The 22,899-nt window shown below is 68.2% G+C and carries 23 protein-coding genes and 2 riboswitches; of the genes, 14 read left to right on the top strand and 9 right to left on the bottom strand.

Translation table 11 applies throughout. From position 1 onward, the window contains the following. Positions 1-131: 131 nt before the first annotated feature. Positions 132-1,256, bottom strand: a complete 1,125-nt coding sequence (gene nadA / locus ACIPRI_RS21055) for a quinolinate synthase NadA (protein ID WP_446623427.1) — start codon at positions 1,254-1,256, stop codon at positions 132-134. Between the two features lie 2 nt (positions 1,257-1,258). Next, positions 1,259-2,140, bottom strand: coding sequence for a carboxylating nicotinate-nucleotide diphosphorylase (nadC, locus tag ACIPRI_RS21050; RefSeq protein WP_446623426.1), 882 nt, complete (start codon positions 2,138-2,140; stop codon positions 1,259-1,261). A gap of 105 nt (positions 2,141-2,245) precedes the next feature. Continuing rightward, positions 2,246-2,351: riboswitch (glycine riboswitch) on the top strand. Between the two features lie 14 nt (positions 2,352-2,365). Further along, a riboswitch (glycine riboswitch) is annotated at positions 2,366-2,476 on the top strand. A gap of 48 nt (positions 2,477-2,524) precedes the next feature. On the opposite strand from nadC, the gene gcvT reads away from it, so the two are divergent. From gcvT to gcvP, 3 genes are read left to right on the top strand one after another with little or no spacing between them, the layout of a single operon-like run. Next, complete coding sequence (gene gcvT, locus ACIPRI_RS21045; protein ID WP_446623425.1) at positions 2,525-3,685, top strand: glycine cleavage system aminomethyltransferase GcvT; 1,161 nt, start codon at positions 2,525-2,527, stop codon at positions 3,683-3,685. 40 nt (positions 3,686-3,725) lie between these two features. After that, a complete protein-coding gene (gene gcvH, locus ACIPRI_RS21040) occupies positions 3,726-4,097 on the top strand; it encodes a glycine cleavage system protein GcvH (protein ID WP_446623424.1) in 372 nt (123 codons plus the stop codon). 41 nt (positions 4,098-4,138) lie between these two features. Further along, positions 4,139-7,057, top strand: coding sequence for an aminomethyl-transferring glycine dehydrogenase (gcvP, locus tag ACIPRI_RS21035; RefSeq protein WP_446623423.1), 2,919 nt, complete (start codon positions 4,139-4,141; stop codon positions 7,055-7,057). A gap of 26 nt (positions 7,058-7,083) precedes the next feature. On the opposite strand, the gene ACIPRI_RS21030 is transcribed toward gcvP, so the two are convergent. Next, positions 7,084-8,094: a zinc-binding alcohol dehydrogenase family protein gene (locus tag ACIPRI_RS21030; RefSeq protein ID WP_446623422.1), complete on the bottom strand. Its 1,011-nt coding sequence runs from the start codon at positions 8,092-8,094 to the stop codon at positions 7,084-7,086. An 85-nt stretch (positions 8,095-8,179) separates the two neighbouring features. Here ACIPRI_RS21030 and ACIPRI_RS21025 point away from each other — a divergent pair, with 85 nt between their 5' ends. Further along, positions 8,180-9,127 (top strand): LysR family transcriptional regulator, encoded by a 948-nt coding sequence (locus tag ACIPRI_RS21025; protein ID WP_446623421.1) that lies wholly within the window; start codon positions 8,180-8,182, stop codon positions 9,125-9,127. Beyond that, complete coding sequence (locus tag ACIPRI_RS21020; RefSeq protein ID WP_446623420.1) at positions 9,120-10,211, top strand: DNA glycosylase AlkZ-like family protein; 1,092 nt, start codon at positions 9,120-9,122, stop codon at positions 10,209-10,211. The genes ACIPRI_RS21025 and ACIPRI_RS21020 overlap by 8 nt, the downstream gene beginning before the upstream one ends. Before the next feature lie 14 nt (positions 10,212-10,225). On the opposite strand, the gene ACIPRI_RS21015 is transcribed toward ACIPRI_RS21020, so the two are convergent. Together ACIPRI_RS21015 and ACIPRI_RS21010 are read right to left on the bottom strand one after the other, a co-directional pair. Further along, the gene (locus ACIPRI_RS21015) at positions 10,226-10,513 is read right to left on the bottom strand and encodes a hypothetical protein (protein WP_446623419.1); all 288 of its coding nucleotides are present in this window, start codon (positions 10,511-10,513) and stop codon (positions 10,226-10,228) included. Positions 10,514-10,582: 69 nt separating this feature from the next. Beyond that, positions 10,583-11,524 (bottom strand): LysR substrate-binding domain-containing protein, encoded by a 942-nt coding sequence (locus tag ACIPRI_RS21010; RefSeq protein ID WP_446623418.1) that lies wholly within the window; start codon positions 11,522-11,524, stop codon positions 10,583-10,585. 117 nt (positions 11,525-11,641) lie between these two features. Between ACIPRI_RS21010 and ACIPRI_RS21005 the strand changes: the two genes are divergently transcribed. Continuing rightward, positions 11,642-12,742 carry a tartrate dehydrogenase gene (locus tag ACIPRI_RS21005; protein WP_446623417.1) on the top strand — a complete coding sequence of 367 codons (1,101 nt, stop codon included), beginning with the start codon at positions 11,642-11,644 and terminating at the stop codon, positions 12,740-12,742. A 40-nt stretch (positions 12,743-12,782) separates the two neighbouring features. After that, positions 12,783-13,778, top strand: coding sequence for a Bug family tripartite tricarboxylate transporter substrate binding protein (locus tag ACIPRI_RS21000; protein WP_446623416.1), 996 nt, complete (start codon positions 12,783-12,785; stop codon positions 13,776-13,778). A 19-nt stretch (positions 13,779-13,797) separates the two neighbouring features. Here ACIPRI_RS21000 and ACIPRI_RS20995 read toward each other — a convergent pair whose 3' ends face one another. Further along, positions 13,798-14,193, bottom strand: coding sequence for a nuclear transport factor 2 family protein (locus tag ACIPRI_RS20995; protein WP_446623415.1), 396 nt, complete (start codon positions 14,191-14,193; stop codon positions 13,798-13,800). An 87-nt stretch (positions 14,194-14,280) separates the two neighbouring features. Between ACIPRI_RS20995 and ACIPRI_RS20990 the strand changes: the two genes are divergently transcribed. Next, the gene (locus tag ACIPRI_RS20990; RefSeq protein ID WP_446623414.1) at positions 14,281-15,288 is read left to right on the top strand and encodes a LysR family transcriptional regulator; all 1,008 of its coding nucleotides are present in this window, start codon (positions 14,281-14,283) and stop codon (positions 15,286-15,288) included. Between the two features lie 132 nt (positions 15,289-15,420). Here the strand turns inward: ACIPRI_RS20990 and ACIPRI_RS20985 are convergent, their stop codons facing one another. Continuing rightward, positions 15,421-16,320 (bottom strand): LysR substrate-binding domain-containing protein, encoded by a 900-nt coding sequence (locus ACIPRI_RS20985; RefSeq protein ID WP_446623413.1) that lies wholly within the window; start codon positions 16,318-16,320, stop codon positions 15,421-15,423. Positions 16,321-16,436: 116 nt separating this feature from the next. On the opposite strand from ACIPRI_RS20985, the gene ACIPRI_RS20980 reads away from it, so the two are divergent. Genes ACIPRI_RS20980 through ACIPRI_RS20955 form a run of 6 tightly spaced genes read left to right on the top strand, consistent with a single transcriptional unit; the run spans position 16,437 to position 21,946 of the window. Next, a complete protein-coding gene (locus tag ACIPRI_RS20980) occupies positions 16,437-17,186 on the top strand; it encodes an SDR family NAD(P)-dependent oxidoreductase (RefSeq protein ID WP_446623412.1) in 750 nt (249 codons plus the stop codon). Between the two features lie 39 nt (positions 17,187-17,225). Further along, positions 17,226-18,215 (top strand): TRAP transporter substrate-binding protein, encoded by a 990-nt coding sequence (locus ACIPRI_RS20975; protein WP_446623411.1) that lies wholly within the window; start codon positions 17,226-17,228, stop codon positions 18,213-18,215. Between the two features lie 10 nt (positions 18,216-18,225). Next, the gene (locus ACIPRI_RS20970; protein WP_446623410.1) at positions 18,226-18,753 is read left to right on the top strand and encodes a TRAP transporter small permease; all 528 of its coding nucleotides are present in this window, start codon (positions 18,226-18,228) and stop codon (positions 18,751-18,753) included. A 25-nt stretch (positions 18,754-18,778) separates the two neighbouring features. Next, on the top strand, positions 18,779-20,038 hold the full coding sequence (locus ACIPRI_RS20965) for a TRAP transporter large permease (RefSeq protein WP_446623409.1): 1,260 nt from the start codon (positions 18,779-18,781) through the stop codon (positions 20,036-20,038). Between the two features lie 34 nt (positions 20,039-20,072). Then, positions 20,073-20,939 (top strand): transketolase, encoded by an 867-nt coding sequence (locus ACIPRI_RS20960; protein WP_446623408.1) that lies wholly within the window; start codon positions 20,073-20,075, stop codon positions 20,937-20,939. Beyond that, positions 20,936-21,946: a transketolase family protein gene (locus ACIPRI_RS20955; RefSeq protein ID WP_446623407.1), complete on the top strand. Its 1,011-nt coding sequence runs from the start codon at positions 20,936-20,938 to the stop codon at positions 21,944-21,946. The genes ACIPRI_RS20960 and ACIPRI_RS20955 overlap by 4 nt, the downstream gene beginning before the upstream one ends. Positions 21,947-22,135: 189 nt before the next feature. Here the strand turns inward: ACIPRI_RS20955 and ACIPRI_RS20950 are convergent, their stop codons facing one another. Both ACIPRI_RS20950 and ACIPRI_RS20945 read right to left on the bottom strand, forming a co-directional pair. After that, entirely contained in the window at positions 22,136-22,348 is a 213-nt protein-coding gene (locus ACIPRI_RS20950) for a YunG family protein (RefSeq protein ID WP_446623536.1), read from the bottom strand. Positions 22,349-22,450: 102 nt separating this feature from the next. Then, entirely contained in the window at positions 22,451-22,810 is a 360-nt protein-coding gene (locus tag ACIPRI_RS20945; RefSeq protein ID WP_446623406.1) for a hypothetical protein, read from the bottom strand. Positions 22,811-22,899 lie beyond the last annotated feature (89 nt).

The raw sequence follows: 22,899 nt of genomic DNA, 5'->3' as shown, positions 1-22,899 counted from the left end.
GCCCCACCCCCCGGCGGCCCCCGGCGCCGGCGCTCCGCGCGGGCGGGCGGCGCTGACGCGCCGACCGCCCTGCGATGCTCGCGGACCCGGCCCCGCGGCAAACACCTGACGCGCCCCCCGGAACGAACGACCTAAACCGCCCCCATCCCCGACAACAACGCACCCGCCGGCACTCCTGACTTCAAGCCCGCAGTAAAGGACAGCATCCGATCGATCGGCACACGCGCACGCAAACCAAGCGCCGGATCGACATGAATCTCTCCAGCGCCTGTCTCCAACGCATGCGCCAGGTTGGCCAGCCCGTTCATCGCCATCCAGGGGCAATGCGCGCAGCTCTTGCAGGTGGCGCCGTTGCCGGCGGTGGGCGCCTCGATGAAGGTCTTGCCGGGATTGAGCGTGCGCAGCTTGTGCAGCATGCCGCTGTCGGTGGCCACGATGAACTGCTGGGCGTCCAGCTGCTTCGCCGCGTTCAGGATGGCGGAGGTGGACCCCACCGCATCGGCCAGCGCGATCACGTCGGCCGGCGACTCGGGGTGGACCAGCACGCGGGCTTCGGGGTGCTCCTTCTTCAAGAGCTCCAGCTCGAGCCCCTTGAACTCGTCGTGCACGATGCAGGCGCCCTGCCAGCTGACCATGTCGGCACCGGTCTCGCGGCGGATGTAGTCGCCCAGGTGGCGATCCGGTGCCCACAGGATCTTCTGGCCCGCTGCCGTCAGCGCGCTCACCACGTCGAGCGCGCAGCTGGAGGTGACCACCCAGTCGGCGCGCGCCTTCACGGCGGCGCTGGTGTTGGCGTAGACCAGCACGGTGCGATCGGGGTACGCGTCGCAAAAAGCGCTGAACTCGTCGACCGGGCAGCCCAGGTCGAGCGAGCAGTTGGCATCCAGGTCGGGCATCAGCACGCGCTTGTCGGGCGACAAGATCTTGGCCGTCTCGCCCATGAAGCGCACGCCCGACACCACCAGCGTGCGCGCCGCATGGTCGCGGCCGAAGCGCGCCATCTCCAGCGAATCGCCGACCAGGCCGCCGGTTTCCTCGGCCAGGTCCTGCAGGTCGGGGTGCACGTAGTAGTGCGACACCATCACCGCGTTGCGCTCGGCCAGCAGGCGGCGGATTCGCTCCTTCAGTGCGGCGCGCTCGGTCTGCGTGGGCTCGACCGGCACGCGGGCCCAGGCATGGCGCGTGTTGCACACGGTGCCGGCCGGCTGCTCGAAATCGACTTCGACGATGACGGAAGATGCGTCAGCAGAAGACATGCTCACAGCCCCACGAAGCGCATCGACAGATCGATGGCCTTGACGTCCTTGGTGAGCGCGCCGATCGAGATGCGGTCGACACCGGTCTCGGCCAGGGCGCGAACGCTTTCCAATGTCACGCCGCCGGAAATCTCCAGTACGGCGCGCGCATCCGCGTCGCCCGCTGCCGCGTTGCGGCGCACGGCCTCGCGCAGGGTGGGCAGATCCATGTTGTCCAGCAGCACCATGCGGGCGCCGTTGGCCAGCGCGACCTCGAGTTGGTCCAGGGTTTCCACCTCGATCTGCACGAACTTGGCAGCGGGCCCTGCGGCAGCCGCGGCACGCAGTGCGGCCGCCACGCCACCGGCGGCGGCGATGTGGTTTTCCTTGATGAGGATGGCGTCGTACAGGCCGATGCGGTGATTGGTGCCGCCGCCCACGCCCACCGCGTACTTCTGCGCCAGGCGCAGCCCCGGCAAGGTCTTGCGGGTGTCGACGATGCGTGCGCGCGTGCCGCGCACGGCTTCCACGTACTGCGCGGTGCGGGTGGCCACCGCGCTCAGCAGTTGCAGGAAGTTGAGCGCGGTGCGCTCGGCACTGAGCAGGCCGCGGGCCTCGCCCTCGATGGTCAGCACGGTCTGGCCGGGCTCGCAATGCTGGCCCTCGCTGCGCTGCCAGGTCAGCCTGGCCTGCGGCTCCAGCTGCTGCAGCACGGCCTCGACCCAGGGCGTGCCGCAGAGCACCGCGTTTTCGCGCGTCAACACACGCGCAGTGGCGCGCCGGCCGGCCGGCACCAGGGCGGCGGTCAGGTCGCCGGCGCCCACGTCTTCTTGCAGGGCGCGGCGCGCGTCGGCGCGCGCCAGTTCGGCCACGCTGGCCGTGGAAAAATCGAAAGGGGTGGTCATGTCGAGGGTTTGATGGGCCAAGAGCGGACGCTGCCAACACGGGCCGCGCCAGCCTGCATTTTGCCGGCAGCGCCGGCGCCACGCTGGGCCCGGCCATCCCTTACACTTCCGGCGTCAGGAGAGAGCCCCGCATTCGATGACGGGGCCGCCGAAGGCGCAGGACCTCCGAGAGAGGGCCCGAACGCTCAGGCAAAAGGACTGACAAGGCGCCCTGCTGTTGCAGGACGTTTCCCGGCTGGAGAGAGGTGCAACGCCGTACAAGGCGTGGCACCCACCGAAGGAGCAAACCCCGATCGTGGGGCGAATCTCTCAGGTAAAGCGGACAGCAGGGGTGGCCCATGGCATGCGCCATGGAATTCGACTGCCCCTATTGGAGAAAGCGCCTTGACCGCCGCATCCGACGAACTGTTCAAGACCCCGCTGTACCCGCTCCACGTGGAGCTCGGCGCGCGCATGGTGCCCTTTGCCGGCTATTCCATGCCGGTTCAATATCCCAGCGGCCTGATGGCCGAGCACAAGCACACCCGCGAGGCCGCCGGCCTGTTCGACATCTCGCACATGGGCCAGCTGCGCCTGCAAGGCCCCGACGCCGCCGCCGCCTTCGAAAGCCTGATGCCGGTCGACGTGATCGGCCTGGCCCCCGGCAAGCAGCGCTACGGCCTGCTGCTGAACGATGAAGGCGGCATCCTGGACGACCTGATGTTCTTCAACGAAGGCCACGACTCGCTCTTCGTCATCGTCAATGGCGCCTGCAAGGCGGCGGACATCGCCCACATCCAGGCGCGCATCGGCAAGCGCTGCGCCGTGCTGCCCATGCCCGCGCACGCCCTGCTCGCGCTGCAGGGCCCGCAGGCCGTCACCGCCCTCACCCGCCTGTCGCCCGGCATCGAGCGCTTCGTCTTCATGACCGGCGGCGCGGTGCAGATCGGCGGCATTCCTGCCTTTGCCACCCGCAGCGGCTACACCGGCGAAGACGGCTTCGAGATTTCCGTGGCGGCTGATCAGGCGCAGGCGCTGGCGCGCCTGCTGCTGGCCCAGCCCGAGGTCTTGCCCATCGGCCTGGGCGCGCGCAACTCGCTGCGGCTGGAAGCGGGCCTGTGCCTGTACGGCAACGACATCGACACCAGCACCACGCCGGTGGAAGCCTCGCTCAACTGGGCGATCCAGAAGGTGCGCCGCGACGGCGGCGCGCGCGCCGGCGGCTTTCCGGGCGCCAACAAGATCCTGGCGCAGCTGGCCGTGTCGGCCGACCTGGCCGGCCATGTGGACCAGAAGATCCTCACGCGCAAGCGCGTCGGCCTGGTTGCGCTGGAACGCGTTCCCGTGCGCGAGGGCAGCGAGCTGCAGTCCTTCGAAGGCAAGGCCATCGGCCAGGTGACCAGCGGCCTGCTTGGCCCCACGGCCGACCGGCCCGTCGCCATGGGCTACGTGGCCACCGCCTTCTCGGAGCCCGGCACCCGCATCCAGGCCATCGTGCGCGGCAAGCCGGTGCCGATGGAAGTCAGCACCCTCCCCTTTGTTCCGACCCGCTACTACCGCGGATAGATTTCTCCTTCCTCTCTTCATTTTCAATCTGGAGCCAAGCATGACTCTCAAGTACACCAAAGACCATGAATGGGTTTCCGTCGACGGCGACAACGCCACCGTCGGCATCACCCAGCATGCGCAGGACGCGCTGGGCGACGTGGTCTTCGTCGACCTGCCCCAGGTGGGCAACGACTATGCGCAGGGCGAGGTGGCCGGCGTGGTCGAGTCGGTCAAGGCCGCGGCCGATGTCTACATGCCGCTCGCAGGCGAAGTCGTCGAAGTCAACGAGGCGCTGCGCGCCGACCCTTCGCTCGCCAACAGCGACCCGATGGGTGCCGGCTGGTTCTTCAAGGTGAAGCTGGCCGAGCCGAGCCAGCTCGACGGCCTGATGGACGCCACCAGCTACGAGAAATTCTCCGCCGCAGCCTGATCGGCCTGCCGCCTGCTCCCCACCTTTTGCTGCTGTCCGCCATGCCGACTTCTTCTTCCGCCCTGACGCCCCCCACCACGCCCACGCTTCGCGAGCTCGAGAACCACGAAGAGTTCATTGCCCGCCATATCGGCATCGACGCGGAAGATGAAGCCGCCATGCTGCGGGTGGTCGGCGCCGCCACGCGCGCCGAGCTGATCGACGGCATCGTGCCGGCGGCCATCCGGCGCTCGCACCCGATGCGGCTGCCGGCCCCGGCCAGCGAGGCCGAGGCGCTGGCCGAGATGAAGGCGCTGGCGGGCAAGAACAAGGTGTTTCGCAGCTACATCGGCCAGGGCTACTACGGCACCCACACGCCGGGCGTGATCCTGCGCAACATCCTGGAGAACCCGGCCTGGTACACGGCCTACACGCCCTACCAGGCCGAGATTTCCCAGGGCCGCATGGAAGCGCTGGTCAACTTCCAGACCATGGTGTGCGACCTGACCGGCATGGCCATCGCCAACGCCTCCATGCTCGACGAGGCCACCGCCGCCGCCGAGGCGATGACGCTGGCGCGGCGCAGCGTCAAGGCCAAGAGCAACGTCTTCCTGGTCTCGGGCGACTGCCATCCTCAGACCATCGAGGTGCTGCAGACGCGCGCGGCGCCGCTGGGCATCGAGATCAAGGTGAGCACCCTGACCGAAACCATGCCGCAGCTGATGGCGGCCGGCGAATTCTTCGGCGCGCTGGCGCAGTACCCCGGCACCACCGGCGCCGTGCATGACCTGCGCCCGCTGGCCGGCGTGGCCCATGCCAAGGGCGCGGCCCTGTGCGTGGCGGCCGACCTGCTGGCCCTGACGGTGCTGGCGCCTCCCGGCGAATGGGATGCCGACATCGTCTGCGGCACCACGCAGCGTTTCGGCATGCCGCTGTGCAACGGCGGCCCGCATGCCGCCTACCTGGCCTGCCGCGACGAGTTCAAGCGCTCGCTGCCGGGGCGCCTGGTGGGCGTCAGCGTCGACGAGCACGGCCAGCCGGCCTACCGCCTGGCGCTGCAGACGCGCGAGCAGCACATCCGTCGCGAGAAGGCCACCTCCAACATCTGCACCGCGCAGGTGCTGCCGGCCGTCATCGCCAGCATGTACGCGGTCTATCACGGACCGGATGGCCTCACGCGCATCGGCGAACGGGTCAGCACCCTGAGCGCCATCTTTGCCCATGGCCTGACGCAGATGGGCCTGACGGTGGTGAACGACAGTGCCTTCGACACGCTGACGGTGAAGACCGGCGACGACACCGACCGCATCGTGCAGGCCGCCCTGGCGCGCCGCATCAACCTGCGCCGGCGCCTGCTCCAGCACCTGGGCGTGTCCTTCGACGAGACCACTACCCGGGGTGATGTCGAGACGCTGTGGTCCTTGTTCGCCCCTGCCGGCAAGAGCGCCCCCAAGTTCGACGACGCGGCCGGCAGCGCGCCGTCGCGCATCCCGGCCGAGCTGCGCCGCACCAGCGCCTTCCTGACGCACCCGGTGTTCAACACGCACAAGAGCGAGACCGCCATGCTGCGTTACATCCGCGGCCTGTCCGACAAGGACCTGGCCCTGGACCGCAGCATGATCCCGCTGGGCAGCTGCACCATGAAGCTGAACGCGACCAGCGAGATGATCCCCATCACCTGGCCCGAGTTCGCCGACATCCATCCCTTTGCGCCGGCCGACCAGATGCTGGGCTATGCCCAGCTCGACGCGCAGCTGCGCGCCTGGCTGTGCGAGGCCACCGGCTACGCCGACATCAGCCTGCAGCCCAATGCCGGCTCGCAGGGCGAGTACGCGGGCCTTCTGGCCATCATGGCCTTTCACGAGGCGCGCGGCCAAGGCCACCGCAAGGTCTGCCTGATTCCTTCGTCGGCGCACGGCACCAACCCGGCCAGCGCGCAGATGGCCGGCATGAAGGTGGTGGTGACGGCCTGCGACGCGCAGGGCAACGTCGACATCGACGACCTGAAGCGCGCCTGCGAGGCGCATGCCAATGACCTGGCCTGCGTCATGATCACCTACCCCAGCACGCACGGCGTGTTCGAAACCCGCGTGAAGGAGCTGTGCGAGATCGTGCATGCCCACGGCGGACGCGTGTACGTGGACGGCGCCAACATGAACGCGCTGGTGGGCGTGGCCGCGCCGGGCGAGTTCGGCGGCGACGTGAGCCACTTGAATCTGCACAAGACCTTCTGCATTCCGCACGGCGGTGGCGGCCCCGGCGTCGGCCCGGTGTGCGTGGTGGCGGACCTGGTGCCCTACCTGCCCGGGCATGCTACCTCGGGCGAGGTGCCGCATGTGGGCGCCATCTCGGCGGCCCCTTTGGGCAACGCCGCGGTGCTGCCGATCAGCTGGATGTACTGCCGCATGATGGGCGCCCAGGGTTTGCGGGCCGCGACCGAGGTGGCGATCTTGTCGGCCAACTACATCAGCGCCCGCCTGTCCGAGCACTACCCCACCCTGTACGCCAGCCCCAACGGCCATGTGGCGCACGAATGCATTCTTGACCTGCGCCCCCTGAAGGAAACGAGCGGCGTCACCGCCGAAGACGTGGCCAAGCGCCTGATCGACTACGGCTTTCACGCGCCGACCCTGAGCTTCCCGGTGCCCGGCACCCTGATGGTGGAGCCTACCGAGAGCGAGCCATTGGCCGAGCTGGACCGCTTCATCGACGCCATGATCGCCATCCGCGGCGAGATCCGCCGCATCGAGGAAGGCGTCTGGCCGCAAGACGACAACCCGCTGAAGCACGCGCCCCACACCGCGGCCACCTTGCTCACGAGCGAGTGGACGCGGCCTTACGCGCGCGAACTGGCGGCCTTCCCGCTGGCTTCGCTCAAGCAAGCCAAGTACTGGCCGCCGATCGGCCGCGTGGACAACGTGTACGGCGACCGCAACCTGTTCTGCAGCTGCGTGCCGGTGGGCGAGTACGAGGCGGGCTGAAGCGCGCTTTAGTCCAGCGAAGCAGCTCAGAACCCCGCCAGCACCACCTTGCCCTGCGCCTTGCCGCTCTCGATCAGCGCGTGCGCCTTCTTCAGGTTGGCGGCGTTGATGGTGCCGAAGCCGGCGTTCGCCGTGGTGCGGATGCGGCCCGCGTCCACCAGCGCGGCCACCTCGGCCAGCAGCGCGCCCTGTTCGGCGATGTCGGGCGTCTCGAAGCGCGAGCGCGTGAACATCATTTCCCAGTGCAGCGAGATGCACTTGGTCTTCAGCGGCATCGCGTCGAGCATCTTCATGTCGTCGATCACCGCGAGCTGGCCCTGGGGCTTGATGCTTTCGATGATCTGCGCATAGTGCTGGTCGGTCTGCGTGAGGCTCGCGACCATGTCGACTTCGCCGATGCCCGCGGCCCGCAGTTCCGCCGCAAGCGGCTTCGAATGGTCGATCACCGCATGGGCGCCGAGCGCGAGGCACCAGGCCCGCGTCTCCGCGCGTGAGGCGGTGGCGATCACGCGCAGCTGCGTGAGCTGGCGCGCGAGCTGGATCAGGATCGAGCCCACGCCGCCGGCACCGCCCGTGACCAGCAGCGTCTGGCCGGCGCCGCCGCCCTTGGGCACCCGCAGCCGTTCGAACAGCAGTTCGTAGGCCGTGATGGTGGTCAGCGGCAGCGCGGCGGCCTGGGCATCGTCGAGGCTCTTCGGCGCGAGCGCCACGATGCGCTCGTCGACCGCGTGCAGTTCCGCGTTGGCGCCGGGCCGCACGATCGAGCCGGCGTAGTACACGCGGTCGCCGACCTTGAAGTTCTTCACCTGCGCGCCGACCGCCTCGACGGTGCCCGCGGCGTCCCAGCCCAGCACCCTGGCTTGGCCGGCGTCCGGTGCCATGTTCTTGCGCACCTTGGTGTCGACCGGGTTGACCGACACCGCCTTCACGCGCACCAGCAGGTCGCGCGGGCCCGCCACGGGCGCGGGCACTTCGATGTCCTGCAGCGATTCGGGGTTGTCGATCGGAAGGGGTTGGTAGTAGCCGATGGCTTTCATGGCGGAGTCCTTTTCTGAAACGGTGCCTGGACTGTAGGATGGCAATCCTGCTTTGATAAGAGCGCTGGATTACCAACACTTTCAAATGAAAATTGAAAATCTGTCGGACCTGCAGGTGCTTGTCCAGACCGCGCGCGGCGGCACGCTCACGGCCGCCGCCCATGCGCTCGGGATGACGCCCGCGGCGGCCAGCGCCACGCTCAAGCGGCTGGAGACGCAGCTCGGCGCGCGCCTGTTCGAACGCTCGACGCGCGCCATGCGGCTCACGCCGCAGGGCCAGACGCTGCTCGACTATGCGGTGCGCGCCTTCGAGCTGCTCGACGAGGGCGAATCGCTGGTCACGGCCGATCGCGGCGAACTCGTCGGCACGCTGCGCGTGGCCGCGCCGTCGGACCTCACGCGCAGCACGCTGCTGCCGTGGTTCGACGAATTCCTCGTGCTGCACCCGGGGCTGCAGCTCTCGCTCTCGGTCGGCGACCGGCTGCTCGACGTGACGCGTGACGAGGTCGACCTCGCGCTGCGTTACGGCGCGCTGGCCGATTCGCGACTCGTGGCGCGGCCCTTTGCGATGACGAGTCCGCTGCTGACCGCGTCGCCCGGCTATGTGCGCCACCATGGCGCGCCGAAGACGCCGCAGGACCTGGTGCACCACAACTGCCTCACCTTCAACCGCGGCGGGCGCCGCCACCGCGCCTGGCGTTTCGGGCAGAACGGCCAATGGACCGAAGTGCGCGTGAAGGGCGACCGCAGCGTCGACGACGCCTCCCTGGCGCGCGAGTGGGCCGTGGCAGGCCGCGGCATCACGCTGAAGTCGGCGCTCGACGTGCGCGACGACATCGCGAGCGGCCGGCTGCTGCACCTGTTGCCCGAGTGGGAGACCGAGCCCTACCCGCTGCATGCGCTGCTGCCGAGCGGGCGTTTCGTGCCCGCGCGCGTGCGGGCGCTGGTCGACTTTCTCGCCGCGAAGTTCGAGGCTTTGACCCGGGCGGGCCAGGCTGGGCCGACGCCTGTGCTGCAATCCGCGAATGGCTGACCCGACCCTCGACGACCTGCGCCGCTACGCCGTGGCGCGCACGCTCTTCAGGCCGACCACCCTGCCGGCCGCGATCCGCCAGCTCGGCTTCGTGCAGGCCGATCCGATCCGCGCGCCGGCGCGCGCCCAGGACCTCACGCTGCGCCACCGCGTGAAGGACTACCGCGCGGGCGATCTCGAGAGCCGCTACACCCGCCTCGCTGTCGAGGAAGACTGCCTCGTCAACTACGGTTTCCTGCCGCGCGAGCACCTCGCGCTGATGCATCCGCGCGAAGCCAGGCGGGCCTGGGATGCCGACACGCGGCGCAAGGCCGCCGACGTGCTGGCCTTCGTGCGCGAGCACGGCCCCGTGCATCCGCGCGAGGTCGAGCAGCACTTCGCGCACGGCCGCGTGAAGAACTACTGGGGCGGCTCGAGCAATGCGAGCACGCGGCTGCTCGACGGCCTGCACTACCGCGGCCTGCTGCGCGTGGCGCGGCGCGACAGCGGCACGCGCGTGTACGAGGCCGTGGCCCATCCACCCGCCGACGAGAGCCCCGCGGGCCGCGCGCGGCGCGCCGCCGCGCTGATCGAGCTCGTGGTGCGCAAGTACGCGCCGCTGCCCGCGGCCAGCCTGACCTACCTCGTGCGGCTGCTCGGCTACGGCGCGCCGCATCTTTCGGCGCAGACGCAGGCCGCGCTGCGCGTCGCGCGCGACGAACTTGCGAGTTGCCGCATCGACGGCATCACCTGGTACTGGCCCGCCGACGAGAATCCGGCGTCGCGGCGGCATGCCCCCGACGATGCGGTGCGCCTGCTCGCCCCGTTCGACCCGGTGGTGTGGGACCGCCGCCGCTTCGAGTTGCTCTGGGGCTGGACGTACAAGTTCGAGGCCTACACGCCCGCGCCGAAGCGGCAGTTCGGCTACTACGCATTGCCGATGCTCTGGGGCGACCGCGTGATCGGCTGGGCCAATGCGACGGCGGCGGCGGCCCCGCTGCAGATCGCCTTCGGCTATGCCGGCAAGCAGCCGCGCGACGTGGCGTTCCGACGCGGGCTCGAGGAAGAGCTGCACCGCATGACGCAATTCCTCGCGCGGCGCTGAGCGAAAACCGACGGTCAGCGCCCGGATGAAAGAGAGCGCGAAATGCCGGCGCGCAGCCGCTCGATCAGCGACGGCGCGCGGGTCGCCGCGTCGCGATGTGCCGCCAGCCACTCCAGGGCGTCGGCAATGCGATGGGCCTTCTCGGGGTCTTCGCCGGCGCGCTGCCGCCATTGAGCGCTGAGCTCGCGCAGCTCGGCGCCGCTCAGGCGCGCCTGCGGCGCCTGCGGCGCCCGCAGCCGCGGGCCGGCGTCCCGGACCGGGACGGCCTGATGCTGTGGCTGGACGAGCGCGCTTGGCTGCATGCATCCATTGTTTCGCGATCAGGCGCGCATGCCATCCCCCAAACAGAGTAAGAGTTCCCGGCCATTCAGTCAGGGGCGCTTGCCCATCGCCTCCTGTTGTGAGAACGACAGTGCCAGGAAGTCGACGAAGGCCCGCACCCGCGCCGCCAGCTGGTGCCGCTGCGGATAGACTGCATAGATGTCGGCGTCGGGCGTCTGGTATTGCGGCAGCACCTGCACCAGGCGGCCATTGCGCAGGTAGCGTTCGATGTCCCACTCGGCGCGCATCAGGATGCCGTGGCCGTCCAGCGCCCAGTTCACCGCGATCTCGCCGTCGTTGGTGCTCAGGTTGCCGCGCGTCTTGACCGATTCGGTCCTGCTGCTGCGCCCGCGCCCACTACGCCCACTTGTCAGGCGCCACACCCCGTAGGCATCGTCGCCCTGGCGGATGCCGATGCAGTTGTGGCGGGTCAAATCGTTGGGCACCTTCGGCGTGCCGTACCTGGCCAGGTAGGCCGGCGCCGCGCACAACAGGCGCCGGTTGGCGCCCAGGCGCCGGGCGATCACCCGGCTGTCCGGCGGCGCGCCGAAGCGCACGCAGACGTCGAACAGGTCTTCCGTCGGCGCGGGCGGATTCACCGACAGCTGCAGTTGCACTTCCACCTCCGGGTGCTTGCGCACGAAGCGCGACAGCAGCGGCGCCACGTGGCTGCGACCGAATCCCAGCGTGGCGTTCACCCGCAGCAGCCCGCTGGGCTTGGCCTTGGCGCCGCCCAGCATCTCTTCCATGGCGTCGATGTCGCCGATGATGCGGCGCGCCGCCGCCAGGTAGAGCTCGCCCTCGGGTGTCAGGCTCATGCGCCGGGTCGAGCGGTTGACCAGCAGCACGCCGACACGCGCTTCCATCTGCGCCAGGTGCTTGCTCACCGCCGGGGTGGTGACGCCGAGTTCGCGCGCCGCCGCGCTCAGGCTGCCGGCGCTCGCCAGGGTGGAGAAGAAGCCCAGGTCGGCCGGCTGGATAGCACCGCTCATCGCCACTCCATTGTTGACTTCAGGTTAAGCATGGCTTCACTTTAGCGCCGATCCAACACCGGAATCCACTCCTAAAGTTGCGCCATCGCCCTCCACTCACGGACCTCACGCATCACCATGAAGACCTACAAGATCGCAACCATTCCCGGCGACGGCATCGGCAAGGAAGTCGTGCCCGCGGGCCAGCAAGTGCTGGAAGTGCTGGCCGCTGCAAGCGGCAGCGGCTTCAAGTTCGAGTTCGAGAACTTCGCCTGGGGTGGTGACTACTTCCGCCAGCACGGCGTGATGATGCCGGACGACGGCCTGGACGCCCTGCGCGGCAAGGACGCCATCCTGTTCGGCTCGGCGGGCGACCCGCATATCGCCGACCACATCACGCTGTGGGGCCTGCGCCTGAAGATCTGCCAGGGCTTCGACCAGTACGCCAACGTGCGCCCCACGCGCATCCTGCCGGGCATCGACGCGCCGCTCAAGCGCTGCGGCCGCGAAGACCTCAACTGGGTGATCGTGCGCGAGAACTCCGAGGGCGAATACGCCGGCGTCGGCGGCCGCGCGCACCAGGGCCATCCGATCGAGGTGGCGACCGACGTGTCGATGATGACCCGCGCCGGCGTCGAGCGGATCATGCGCTTCGCCTTCAAGCTGGCCCAGGCGCGGCCCCGCAAGCTGCTCACCGTCATCACCAAGAGCAACGCCCAGCGCCACGCGATGGTGATGTGGGACGAGATCGCGCTGCAGATCTCCAGGGAGTTTCCCGACGTGAAGTGGGACAAGGAGCTGGTCGACGCCGCCACCGCTCGCATGGTGAACAAGCCGGCATCGCTCGACACCATCGTCGCCACCAACCTGCATGCCGACATCCTGAGCGACCTGGCCGCCGCGCTGGCTGGCAGCCTGGGCATTGCGCCCACCGGCAACATCGACCCGGAGCGCCGCTACCCCTCGATGTTCGAGCCCATCCACGGCTCGGCCTTCGACATCATGGGCAAGGGCCTGGCCAACCCGGTCGGCACCTTCTGGTCGGTGGTGATGCTGCTGGAGCACCTGGGCGAGAACGACGCGGCCCAGCGCGTGATGCAAGCCATCGAGGCCGTCACCGCCGACCCGTCGCTGCACACCGGCGACCTGGGCGGCAAGGCGACCACCGAGCAGGTCACCCGTGCGGTCTGCGAGCGCCTGCGCCGCGGCGAGCAGCAGCAACAGCAAAAAGCGGCATGAAGCCCTGAACGGCGCAAGACCGTCCCACTGGAGACAAGCCATGACACAAGTAATCGCGACCCGCCGTCGCACGCTGGCGGCTGCGTGCCTGGGCGCACTCGGCCTGGCCATCACCCCCTGGGCGGCGGCCCAGGACCCGTGGCCCGCCAAGCCGATCAGCCTGATCGTGCCCTTCCCGGCCGCCGGCACCACCGACGTGCTGGCCCGCGCCCTGGCCGATGCAATGAGCAAGCGCCTGGGGCAGCCCGTCATCGTCGAAAACAAGCCGGGCGCCGGCGCTACCTTGGGCGCCGACTACGTGGCCAAGGCCAAGCCGGACGGCTACACCCTGCTGATGGGTGCGGTGCACCACACCATTGCCACCAGCGTCTACAAGAAGCTGCCCTACGACTTCCAGAAGGACCTGGCGCCCATCACCACGGTGGCGATGGTGCCCAACGTGCTGGTGGTCAACGCCGCGCAGGCGCCCGCCAGGACGGTGGCCGAGCTGGTCGCCTTTGCCAAGGCCTCGCCCAAGGAGCTGGCCTACGGCTCCAACGGCAACGGCACCGCGCAGCACCTGATCGGCACGCAGTTCCAGGCCAGCACCGGCATCAAGCTGCTGCACGTGCCTTACAAGGGCAGCGGCCCGCTCACCACCGACCTGCTGGGCGGCCAGGTGGCGATGTCCTTCGACACCATCACGCCGGTGCTGCAGCACATCAAGGGCGGCAAGCTGCGCGCGCTGGCCGTCACCACGGCCAAGCGCTCCGCGGTGCTGCCCGACGTGCCGACCCTGGAGCAGGCCGGGCTGCAGGGCTTCGACATTGGCACCTGGTTCGGCGTGCTGGCGCCCGCCGCCACGCCCAAGGACGTCGTCGCCCGGCTCAACGCCGAGATGACGCGGATCATCAAGTCGCCCGAGTTCGCCGAGAAGATGCTGGCGATCGGCGCCGACCCCATCGGCGACAGCGCCGCCGAGATGGCCACGCGCATCCGCGAAGAGACGGTCAAGTTCGCCAAGCTGGTGAAGGACGGCAACGTCACCGTCGAGTAGGCGGGCTGGCCGCTCGCGGCTACACAGGCAGCGCCCGGTTCTTGCGATAGGAATTCTTCAGAAGGATCTTGCCGCCCCGGAGCGTGAACAGGTCGCAGCCCTGCACCTCCACCCGGCTTCCGTCCGCGCGCTTTCCGGTGAAGGTCCACTCCGAGACGGCGCGGTCCCCATGGACGAAGTGGCGCGCGTTGCCCCACTGCGCATCAGGAAAGACCGCCCACACGTCCGCGAAGGCAATCCGCACGGCCTCCCGGCCCACGTAGCGGGTGCCGCAGGCATCGGGGCCGGCCGAGGATTCGAAGACGCAATCCTCGGCCATGAAGGACATCAGCGCATCGACGTCATGGCGATTCCAGGCGTCGGCAAATGCCTGCAGGAAATCCGTGCTGACTTCGTCGGGAACGACCGTTTGCATGGCGGCACCTCGGGGGCTTTGTTACGGCGGGATCCGCATGATGCGCCTGCCGAAGCGGCCTTGCCACCCTCACTAAGATCGCGGGCAATGGACCTTCGCACCCTGCGCTACTTCATCGCCGTCCTGGAGGCCGGCAGCCTCTCGCGCGCGGCCGGCACGCTGTACATCGCCCAGCCGGCGCTGACGGCGCAGATCAAGAAGCTGGAAGCCGAGCTGGGCGCGCAGCTCTTCGACCGCTCCCATGCCGGCGTGACGCCCACGCCGGCCGGCCTGCAGCTGTACGAGGACGCGCGCCGCCTGTTGAGCGATGCCGATGCGGTGCGCGAGCGCATCCAGCGGCTGCCCCAGGGCCCCGAAGGCTCGGTGACGGTGGCCCTGCCCTTTCTGCTGGCCTCGCTGCTGATGGGGCCGGTGCTGGCGCAATTGAAGACCACGCACCCGCGCATCCGCGTCTTCGTGCTGGACGACCTGAGCCTGATGGTGAAGAAGGCGATGCTGGACCGGCGCGCCGACATCGGCATCCTGGTCGACACGCCGCAGGTCGAAGGCTTGCAGTGCAAGCCCCTGGCGCGCGAGCCGATGTACTTCTGCGGGCAGGACCCGGACGGCACGGTGGCCAAGCTGCTGCACAAGCCCGCCAAGAAGACGCGCGGCGCCAGGAATAGCGCGGCGCCGGCAACAACACCACAGCCGCGCCCCGAGATCGACTTTGCCGACGCGGTGGCCCAGCCGTTGGTGCTGCAATCGCGCCGCTACGCCATCCGCCGCACCGTGGAAGACACCGCGGCGGCCCTGGGCCTGCCGATCAACATCGTGCACGAGCACGATTCGGCCCGGGTGATCCGCTCGCTGTATCTCAACGGGGCCGGCTTCACCCTGACGCCCGCCTGCGCCATGCAGGATGCGCCGCCGCACCGCCCCGACTGGATCGTCGCGCGCATCACCCGGCCTGCCCTGCCGCGCACCTATACCCTGGCCACCCACGCCGGCAAGCCGGCCGATGCCGCCACGCAGGTGGTCATCGATGCACTGGCGGGCCAGGCCCGCGCCATGATCGAGCGTGGCGACTGGGAAGCGGAGTGGCTGCAGCGTTGAGCTGTTCTTGAGGGTCGTAGTACTTGAACGCGACCACCCAATGAAATCAGGCGCTTGCGCAACAACGATGACGATGGGCCGATCCACGTGCTCTTCCGAGTTGAGGTCGATGGGCGCCGAGCGGATCGACTCCTATGAGCGGGACGGCATCCCTTTGGATGCTTCGCGATGCAGCCACGCCAGAAAGGCCTCAACCGCGGCGCGCTTGGCATGACGCGCCGGATAGACCGCGAAGTGCCCTTTCACCAGAATCGCCATCTCGAGTCCAAGCACCGGGCGCAGCTTGCGCTCGGCGATGTGGCTGCCGCCGATGGTCGTGCTCTCGAGCGCCACGCCCAGTCCCTGCGTGGCGGCGTCCAGCGCCATCTGTGCTCGGTCGAAGCGCAGGGTGAAGCGCTCGGGTGAGCGCCGGTCTGAGAACTGGGCAAACCAGTCGGCCCACTGCACGATGCCGACATTGCTCTGGATCAGCGGCACGTCCAGCAGATGTTCCACGCGCTTGAGCCGGTGCTCGCGAATGAACGCCGGGCTGGCCAGGGGAACGATGCGCTCTTCAAACAGCGGTTCGACCACCAGGTCCGACCAGTTCGGCACGCCGTAGCGGATGTCAATGTCCGCCTGCCCCAGTCCGAAGTCGCTGTGCGTGTGCGCTGCCGACAGGTTCAGCGAGATGTCCGGGTAGGCGAGCGTAAAGGCCTGGATGCGCGGCATCAGCCAGAGGCTGGCGAAGCTGGGCGCGCTGTGCACGTACAGGCTGTTGCTGACGCCCTGGCGCAGGTCGTCGGTGGCGGCGGCGATCGCCGATAGGGCACCACCCACACGCGCCAAGTAGCTCTCGCCGGCGGCGCTTAGCCGCACGCTGTGCGCGCTGCGCTCAAAGAGGCGAACGCCCAGTTGCGACTCCAGCCGCGCCACCTGGTGACTGATGGCCGAAGCCGTCAGGTGCAGTTCAGTTGCCGCGAGCGCAAAGCTGCGGCGCCTGGCCACGGCCTCGAAGGCCATCAGGTTGTTGACGGCAGGTACGGAGCTCATAGGGCCAACCCTCACGGTAGATGACAAGACGTCATCTTACGGTGACAAAACTTCGCTTGTCATCATGTAAGCGCCCAAGAAGAATCCGTTCCACCCCTTACCTGGAGATGGAACACATGCTTCTCAACGACAAGATTGCCGTCATCACTGGCGGCGCCGGACTCAACGGCCTGGGCTACGCCACCGCACGGCAAATGGCCGCGCATGGCGCCCGAGTCGTCATCCTGGACCTGGCGCGGGCCGAGCCGGCCGCTGCCGCTGCCCGGCTGGGCGAAGGCCACCTCGGCCTGGTCGCCGACGTCACCGACAAGGACGCCTGCGCGCAGGCCGCGGCCGCCGTGCTGAAGGCCTTCGGGCGCATCGACATCCTGGTCAACAACGCCGGCATCACCCAGCCGGTGAAGACCCTGGAGATCACAGGCGGCGACTACGACCGCATCCTCGACGTCAACCTGCGCGGCACGCTGTACATGTCGCAAGCGGTGCTGCCAGCCATGGCCGAGCGCAAGCAGGGCTCGGTCATCTGCATCTCGTCCGTGTCGGCGCAGCGCGGCGGCGGCATCTTCGGCGGGCCGCACTACTCGGCCGCGAAGGCCGGCGTGCTGGGCCTGGCACGCGCCATGGCCCGCGAGTTCGGCGTGCAGGGCATCCGCATCAACTGCATCACGCCCGGCCTCATCGAGACCGACATCACGCAGGGCAAGCTGACCCCGGACAAGAAGGCCGAGATCGCCGAGACGATCCCCCTGGCGCGCCTGGGCCGCGCGGACGACGTGGCCGGCGCCTGCGTGTTCCTCGCCAGCGACCTGGCGGCCTATTGCACCGGCATCACGCTCGATGTCAACGGCGGCATGTTGATTCACTGACCGCCGCCCCACTCACCGATTCCCAAGGAGACAAACACCATGCAACGCAAGACTTTTCATCGCGCCCTGCTGGCGGCCGTGGCCGCCGCGCTGCTGCCCCTGGCAGCCCAGGCGCAGGTCACCAAGCTCACGCTCGGCCACGGTGCGGCCCCGGGCAACCCGCGCCATGAAGCGTCGGTGAAGTTCGCCGAGTCGCTCAAGGCCAAAAGCAGTGGCCGCATCGAGGTGCAGATCGCGCCCTCAGCCCAGCTGGGCGACGACGCGGCGATGGTGACGGCGCTGCGCACCGGCGCGCTGGACATCTCGGCCAACTCGCAGGGCGCCATCGCCAACGCCGTGCCAGAGTACGCCGCCTACGGCATGCCCTTCCTCTTCGCCAACGCGGGGCAGGCCTTCAAGGTGCTGGACGGCCCGCTGGGCAAGGAGCTGGCCGACAAGTCGGCCGCCAAGGGTCTGGTCGTGCTGGGCTACTGGGACAACGGCATCCGCCACATGACCAACAGCAAGCGGCCGATCGCCAAGGTCGAGGACATGAAGGGCCTGAAGATGCGCACCCCGCCCGACAGCGTGCTGGTGGACATCATGCAGGCGCTCGGCGCCGAGGCGCAGCAGATCAAGTTCGCGGAGCTGTACGTGGCGCTGCAGCAGGGCGTGGTCGACGGCCAGGAGAACCCGATCATGAACATCCACGCCAGCAAGATCTACGAGGTGCAGAAGCACCTGGCCCTGACCAGCCACCAGTTCCAGATGACGCCCTTCGTGATGAGCAAGCGCACCTGGGACCGCCTTTCGGAGGCCGACCGCAAGGCGGTGCAGGAAGCCGCCGCCGAGGCCACCGCGCTGCAGCGCAAGCTCTCGCAGGACTCCGAAGACCAGCTGCTCGCCGACCTGAAGGCCAAGGGCATGCAGGTGAGCACGGTGGACAAGGGCGTGTTCGAGAAGGCTACCGCGCCGGTCGACGCAAAGTGGGTGACCTCGCCGATCGGGCCCTACGTGAAGAAGGTCATTGAGGCGGTTCGCGTCAAGTGAGGCTACGGCCATGACCACCCACTCCCCCAGCGCCATCGAGCGTGCCGTGGTCGGCATCTGCCAGCTCATCCTGTGGCTGAGCACCAGCGTGATCTTCCTGATCCTGGTGGCCAACACCGTGCTGCGCTATGTCACCGGCTCCAGCCTGCAGTGGGCCAACGAAGTGCCCGAACTGCTGTTCCCGTGGCTGGTGATGTCGGGCATCGTGCTGGCTTCGGCCCAGGGCGCCCACATCACGACCACCTTCATGATGGACAAGGTGCCGCCCGCCGCCCGCCGCGTGATCGGCACGCTGGTCTGGCTCACCGTGGTCGGCCTGTACGGCACGCTGTCGGTCGCCACCTTCCGCATGCTCGAGATCGCGCACGACGAGCACTCGCCCATCCTGCAACTGCCGAACTCCATCACCTACGGCTGCGTGATGGGCGGCATGGCGCTACTGGCGGTGCTGGCGCTGCAGTCGGCCTGGCAGACCTGGCACGCCGGGCCGGAGTCCGCGCCCTCCGACGAGGCCGCGGTGCCGACCGCCCACTGGTGAATCGCAAGTACGCAGGAGACATGTCATGAGTGCACTCATCCTCTTCGTATTCATAGGCGCGGCCGTGGTCGCCATGCCCATCGCCCACGCGCTGCTGATGGCCGCGATGACGGCAGCCGCCACTTCCGACCGCGTGCCGCTGGACCTGCTGGTGCAGCAGATGGTGGCGCAGGTGCAGAGCTTCCCGCTCATCGCCATCCCCTTCTTCATGCTGACCGGCTCGCTCATGATGGGCGGCAAGCTGGGCGAAGCCCTGGTGGGCGTGCTCTCCACGCTCATCGGCCGCTTCCACGGCGGGCCGGCGCAGGTCGGGGTGCTGTCGTCGACGCTGTTCGGCGGCGTGTCCGGCTCGGCCGTGGCCGATGCCTCGGCCATCGGCTCGCTGCTCATCCCGTGGCACAAGCGCTTGGGCTATCCGGCGGCGTTCTCGGCGGCCACACTGGCGGCGGCGGCGACCATCGACATCCTGATCCCGCCCTCGATCCCGATGATCCTGTTCGCGCTGTCGGCCAACGCGTCCATCGCCTCGCTGTTCGTGGCCGGCGTGCTGCCCGGGCTGCTGATGTGCGGCGGCTTCATGGCGGCTTGCTGGTGGGTGGGCAAGCGGCGCAACTTCCCGCGCGAGACCGCGCCCTTCGACTATGCGGCCTTCATCCACCACCTGCGCTATGCCTCGCCCGCGGTGGTGCTGCCGGTGCTCATCATCATCTTCCTGCGCTTCGGCATCGCGACGCCCACCGAGGTGGCCGTGCTCTCGACGCTCTATGCAGGACTGGTGTCGGCCGTGATCTACCGCGACCTGAGCTGGAAGCGCCTGCACACCTGCATCGTCCATGCGGGCCTGGCCACCGGCGTGGTGCTGCTGGTGATCATGACCTCGGCCGCCATCGGCTGGCTGCTGACCTTCGACCAGATGCCGCAGGGCATCGCCCTGTGGGTGCAGCAGAACGTGCATTCGGCCTGGCTGGTGATCCTGTTCATGAACCTCCTGATGCTCGCGCTCGGCATGTTCATCGACCTGCCCGCCGCCGTGCTGCTGCTCACCCCGGTGTTCGTGCCGCTGGCGACGTCGATCGGCATGGACATGACCCAGCTGGGAATCATGATGGTCGTGAACCTCGCCATCGGGCTGTACACGCCGCCGGTCGGTACCACCCTCTTCATCACCAGTGCGCTGGCCAAGGTGAAGGTCGGGCAGACCGTTCGCGAACTGGGGCCCTTCTACGTGGTCGCCTTCCTGGTGCTGGGACTGGTGTCCTACGTGCCGGCCTTCATCCTGCGCTGACCGCGCGCCGTCTTTCTTCAACCAGGAGTCCTTGATGACATCTCCCGTCACCGCCCTCGCCACGCTGGCGCAGTGCGCCTATCGAATCCGCCGCTACGCCCTGCGCATGGGCGAAGTGCAAGGCCAGGGCTACATCGGCCAGGCACTCGGCTATGCCGACGTGCTGGCAGTGGCATATGGCCACGCTCTGAAGATCAAGCCCGACGAGCCCGAGTGGGAAGGCCGGGACCGCTTCCTGCTGTCCCACGGGCACTACGCCATCGCCTTCTACGCCGCGCTGATCGAGGCCGGCGTCATTCCGGAGAGCGAACTCGAGACCTATGGCAGCGACGACAGCCGCCTGCCGATGTCGGGCATGGCGGCCTACACGCCGGGCATGGAAATCTCCGGCGGCTCGCTGGGCCAGGGCCTGCCCATTGCCGTGGGCATGGCGCTGGGGCTCAAGCAGAAGCGCAACCCGGCCTTCATCTACAACTCGATGTCCGACGGCGAACTCGACGAAGGCTCGACCTGGGAGGCGGCCATGTCGGCGGCGCACCACTGCCTGGACAACCTCATCTGCCTGGTCGACATCAACAACCAGCAGGCCGACGGCCCGTCCACCAAGGTGCTGGGCTTCGAGCCGCTGGCCGACAAGTGGGAGGCCTTCGGCTGGCATGTGCAGCGCGTCGACGGCAACGACCTCGGGGCGGTGCTGCAGGCTTTCGATGCGGCCCGCGCGCTCGCGGCGGCGAAACCGCGCGTGATCCTGTTCAACACGCTGATGGGCAAAGGCGTGCCCTTCCTGGAAAGCCGCGAGAAGAACCACTTCATCCGCGTCGATCCGCCCGAATGGCAGCAGGCCATCGAGATCCTCGACCAATCCCAGCCCTACATGCAAGCAGAAGGAGCCACCGCATGAACGCCGTCGTCGAAGCCAAGAAGAAACCGCGCCTGACCACCTCGGCGATGATCGCCTCCATCGCCACCGAGGGACAGCGCGTCAAGGCCGCGCCCTTCGGCAAGGCACTGGTGGCGCTGGCCGCCAGCCGGCCGGAGATCGTCGGCATGACCGCCGACCTGGCCAAGTACACCGACCTGCACCTGTTCGCGCAGGCCTACCCCGATCGCTTCTTCCAGATGGGCATGGCCGAGCAGTTGCTGATGGCGGCGGCGGGTGGCATGGCCAAGGAGGGGCTGGTGCCCTTCGCCACCACCTATGCCGTGTTCGGCACCCGGCGCGCCTACGACTTCATCCACCAGGTGATTGCCGAGGAGAACCTCAACGTCAAGATCTGCTGCGCGCTGCCGGGCCTCACGACCGGCTACGGCCCCAGCCACCAGGCGACCGAGGACATCGCGATGATGCGCGGCATTCCGGGCCTGACCATCGTCGATCCCTGCGACGCGCTCGACATCGAGCAGGCGGTGCCGCAGATCGCGGCGCACAAGGGGCCGGTCTACATGCGCCTCTTGCGCGGCAACGTGCCGCTGGTGCTGGACGAATACGACTACAAGTTCGAGCTGGGCAAGGCCAAGCTGCTGCGCGAGGGCAACGACGTGCTGGTGATCTCCAGCGGCTTCATGACCATGCGCGCGCTGGAGGTGGCCGATGCCCTGGCCGCCGACAACATCGGCGTCGCGGTGCTGCACTGCCCGACGATCAAGCCGCTGGACGAGGCCACTATCCTCGAGGCGGTGCGCTACAAGCACCGGCTGGTGGTGGTGGCCGAGAACCATTCGGTGATCGGCGGGCTGGGCGAGTCGGTGGCGAGCACGCTGCTGCGCCATCGGGTGCAGCCTGCGGGATTCGAGCTTGCGGGGCTACCCGACGCCTTTCTCGATGCGGGTGCGCTGCCGACCCTCCACGAACGCTATGGCATCAGCCGCGATGCGCTCGCCCGGCGCATCAAGAGCTGGTTGCGCTGAGCCCTTCCGTCTCTTAGATGTACCTTTGGCCTATGCAATCTCGGTTCAGGTCCGAACGCAGCCCGACACAAGTCCTGAAACCGAGGCCATCTTGAGTGCCCGCCTGTTGTCGCCAATAGGGTTCGAACCGGAAATTCGATGCGACGGGCGGACAACTGCAACTGGCCGTACCCGGTAGGTGGCAAGGCGCTACATGGCTTGCTCAAGGCGGGCTTTGATGAGCGCGTACTTTTCATCGGACGTATCCGCGAGAGCTGCATCGCGCGACGTGGGGGAATCGTCATAGGGCACCGGCTCTGCGAACTGACTGACCGTCAGATCCCACCTCGCGCCATCGACAAGATTGTAGAAGTGCGTTCCTCCGGGGGTCTTGGTACTGAGAATCTCACCGCCAAAATGGATCGAGCGGCGTCGCGAACGTTTTCAGTTTGGTAGGCATCCTGTATTCCATTGTTCAGCTGTGCAAACGGACTAGCTCGCCGTGCGGCGGCTCCTGGCCCGCACTCAGTCGCTGCTCTGCGCTTCCGCTTTCGCTTGCTTGCGTATGGAGAACGTCACCGTGAAGTCGGGATTGACGACCGTTTCGCCTGTTGTCCGAAGCCGATATTCGCCTGGCCCCGCCTGTCGAAATGAACGTGTATCGGGAGGCAGGTTGAACTCCTCGCCGGTTCTTCGACCTTCCAGAGACAGCAGTATCCCCTTGCGCTCATCTGCCGCGACGACGCGCCCGAACAGCTGTTGCTGCTCGAAGGGCTCCTCGGCATCCGTTTCAAAGTAGGCAAGTCCCACGAGGACCAGTTGGCCAGGCAGGGTCTTCGCAAGTGAAGCATCCCAGGGGGGCTCTTCCTCGATGTCTTTGTTCATGAGTCAGGTCGTTGCTGTTGTGCCGAATTCTGCCCCGGCCCCGGAGGTCTGCTTGTGGCCGGACTGTGCCACAGCCGCGAAGGCTCCGG

The organism is Variovorax sp. LARHSF232 (genome assembly GCF_052871435.1).
This window is presented reverse-complemented; position numbering and strand designations above follow the sequence as displayed.

Coding starts and splice junctions, on each gene's coding strand:
- ACIPRI_RS21000 (WP_446623416.1), top strand. CDS start 12,783: ATGACACAAGTAATCGCGACCCGCCGTCGCACGCTGGCGGCTGCGTGC.
- ACIPRI_RS20970 (WP_446623410.1), top strand. CDS start 18,226: ATGACCACCCACTCCCCCAGCGCCATCGAGCGTGCCGTGGTCGGCATC.
- ACIPRI_RS21030 (WP_446623422.1), bottom strand. CDS start 8,094: ATGAAAGCCATCGGCTACTACCAACCCCTTCCGATCGACAACCCCGAA.
- ACIPRI_RS20995 (WP_446623415.1), bottom strand. CDS start 14,193: ATGCAAACGGTCGTTCCCGACGAAGTCAGCACGGATTTCCTGCAGGCA.
- ACIPRI_RS20965 (WP_446623409.1), top strand. CDS start 18,779: ATGAGTGCACTCATCCTCTTCGTATTCATAGGCGCGGCCGTGGTCGCC.
- nadC (WP_446623426.1), bottom strand. CDS start 2,140: ATGACCACCCCTTTCGATTTTTCCACGGCCAGCGTGGCCGAACTGGCG.
- ACIPRI_RS20980 (WP_446623412.1), top strand. CDS start 16,437: ATGCTTCTCAACGACAAGATTGCCGTCATCACTGGCGGCGCCGGACTC.
- ACIPRI_RS20955 (WP_446623407.1), top strand. CDS start 20,936: ATGAACGCCGTCGTCGAAGCCAAGAAGAAACCGCGCCTGACCACCTCG.
- nadA (WP_446623427.1), bottom strand. CDS start 1,256: ATGTCTTCTGCTGACGCATCTTCCGTCATCGTCGAAGTCGATTTCGAG.
- gcvH (WP_446623424.1), top strand. CDS start 3,726: ATGACTCTCAAGTACACCAAAGACCATGAATGGGTTTCCGTCGACGGC.
- ACIPRI_RS20960 (WP_446623408.1), top strand. CDS start 20,073: ATGACATCTCCCGTCACCGCCCTCGCCACGCTGGCGCAGTGCGCCTAT.
- gcvP (WP_446623423.1), top strand. CDS start 4,139: ATGCCGACTTCTTCTTCCGCCCTGACGCCCCCCACCACGCCCACGCTT.
- ACIPRI_RS21010 (WP_446623418.1), bottom strand. CDS start 11,524: ATGAGCGGTGCTATCCAGCCGGCCGACCTGGGCTTCTTCTCCACCCTG.
- ACIPRI_RS21015 (WP_446623419.1), bottom strand. CDS start 10,513: ATGCAGCCAAGCGCGCTCGTCCAGCCACAGCATCAGGCCGTCCCGGTC.
- ACIPRI_RS20975 (WP_446623411.1), top strand. CDS start 17,226: ATGCAACGCAAGACTTTTCATCGCGCCCTGCTGGCGGCCGTGGCCGCC.
- ACIPRI_RS21005 (WP_446623417.1), top strand. CDS start 11,642: ATGAAGACCTACAAGATCGCAACCATTCCCGGCGACGGCATCGGCAAG.
- ACIPRI_RS20985 (WP_446623413.1), bottom strand. CDS start 16,320: ATGAGCTCCGTACCTGCCGTCAACAACCTGATGGCCTTCGAGGCCGTG.
- ACIPRI_RS21025 (WP_446623421.1), top strand. CDS start 8,180: ATGAAAATTGAAAATCTGTCGGACCTGCAGGTGCTTGTCCAGACCGCG.
- ACIPRI_RS21020 (WP_446623420.1), top strand. CDS start 9,120: ATGGCTGACCCGACCCTCGACGACCTGCGCCGCTACGCCGTGGCGCGC.
- ACIPRI_RS20990 (WP_446623414.1), top strand. CDS start 14,281: ATGGACCTTCGCACCCTGCGCTACTTCATCGCCGTCCTGGAGGCCGGC.
- ACIPRI_RS20945 (WP_446623406.1), bottom strand. CDS start 22,810: ATGAACAAAGACATCGAGGAAGAGCCCCCCTGGGATGCTTCACTTGCG.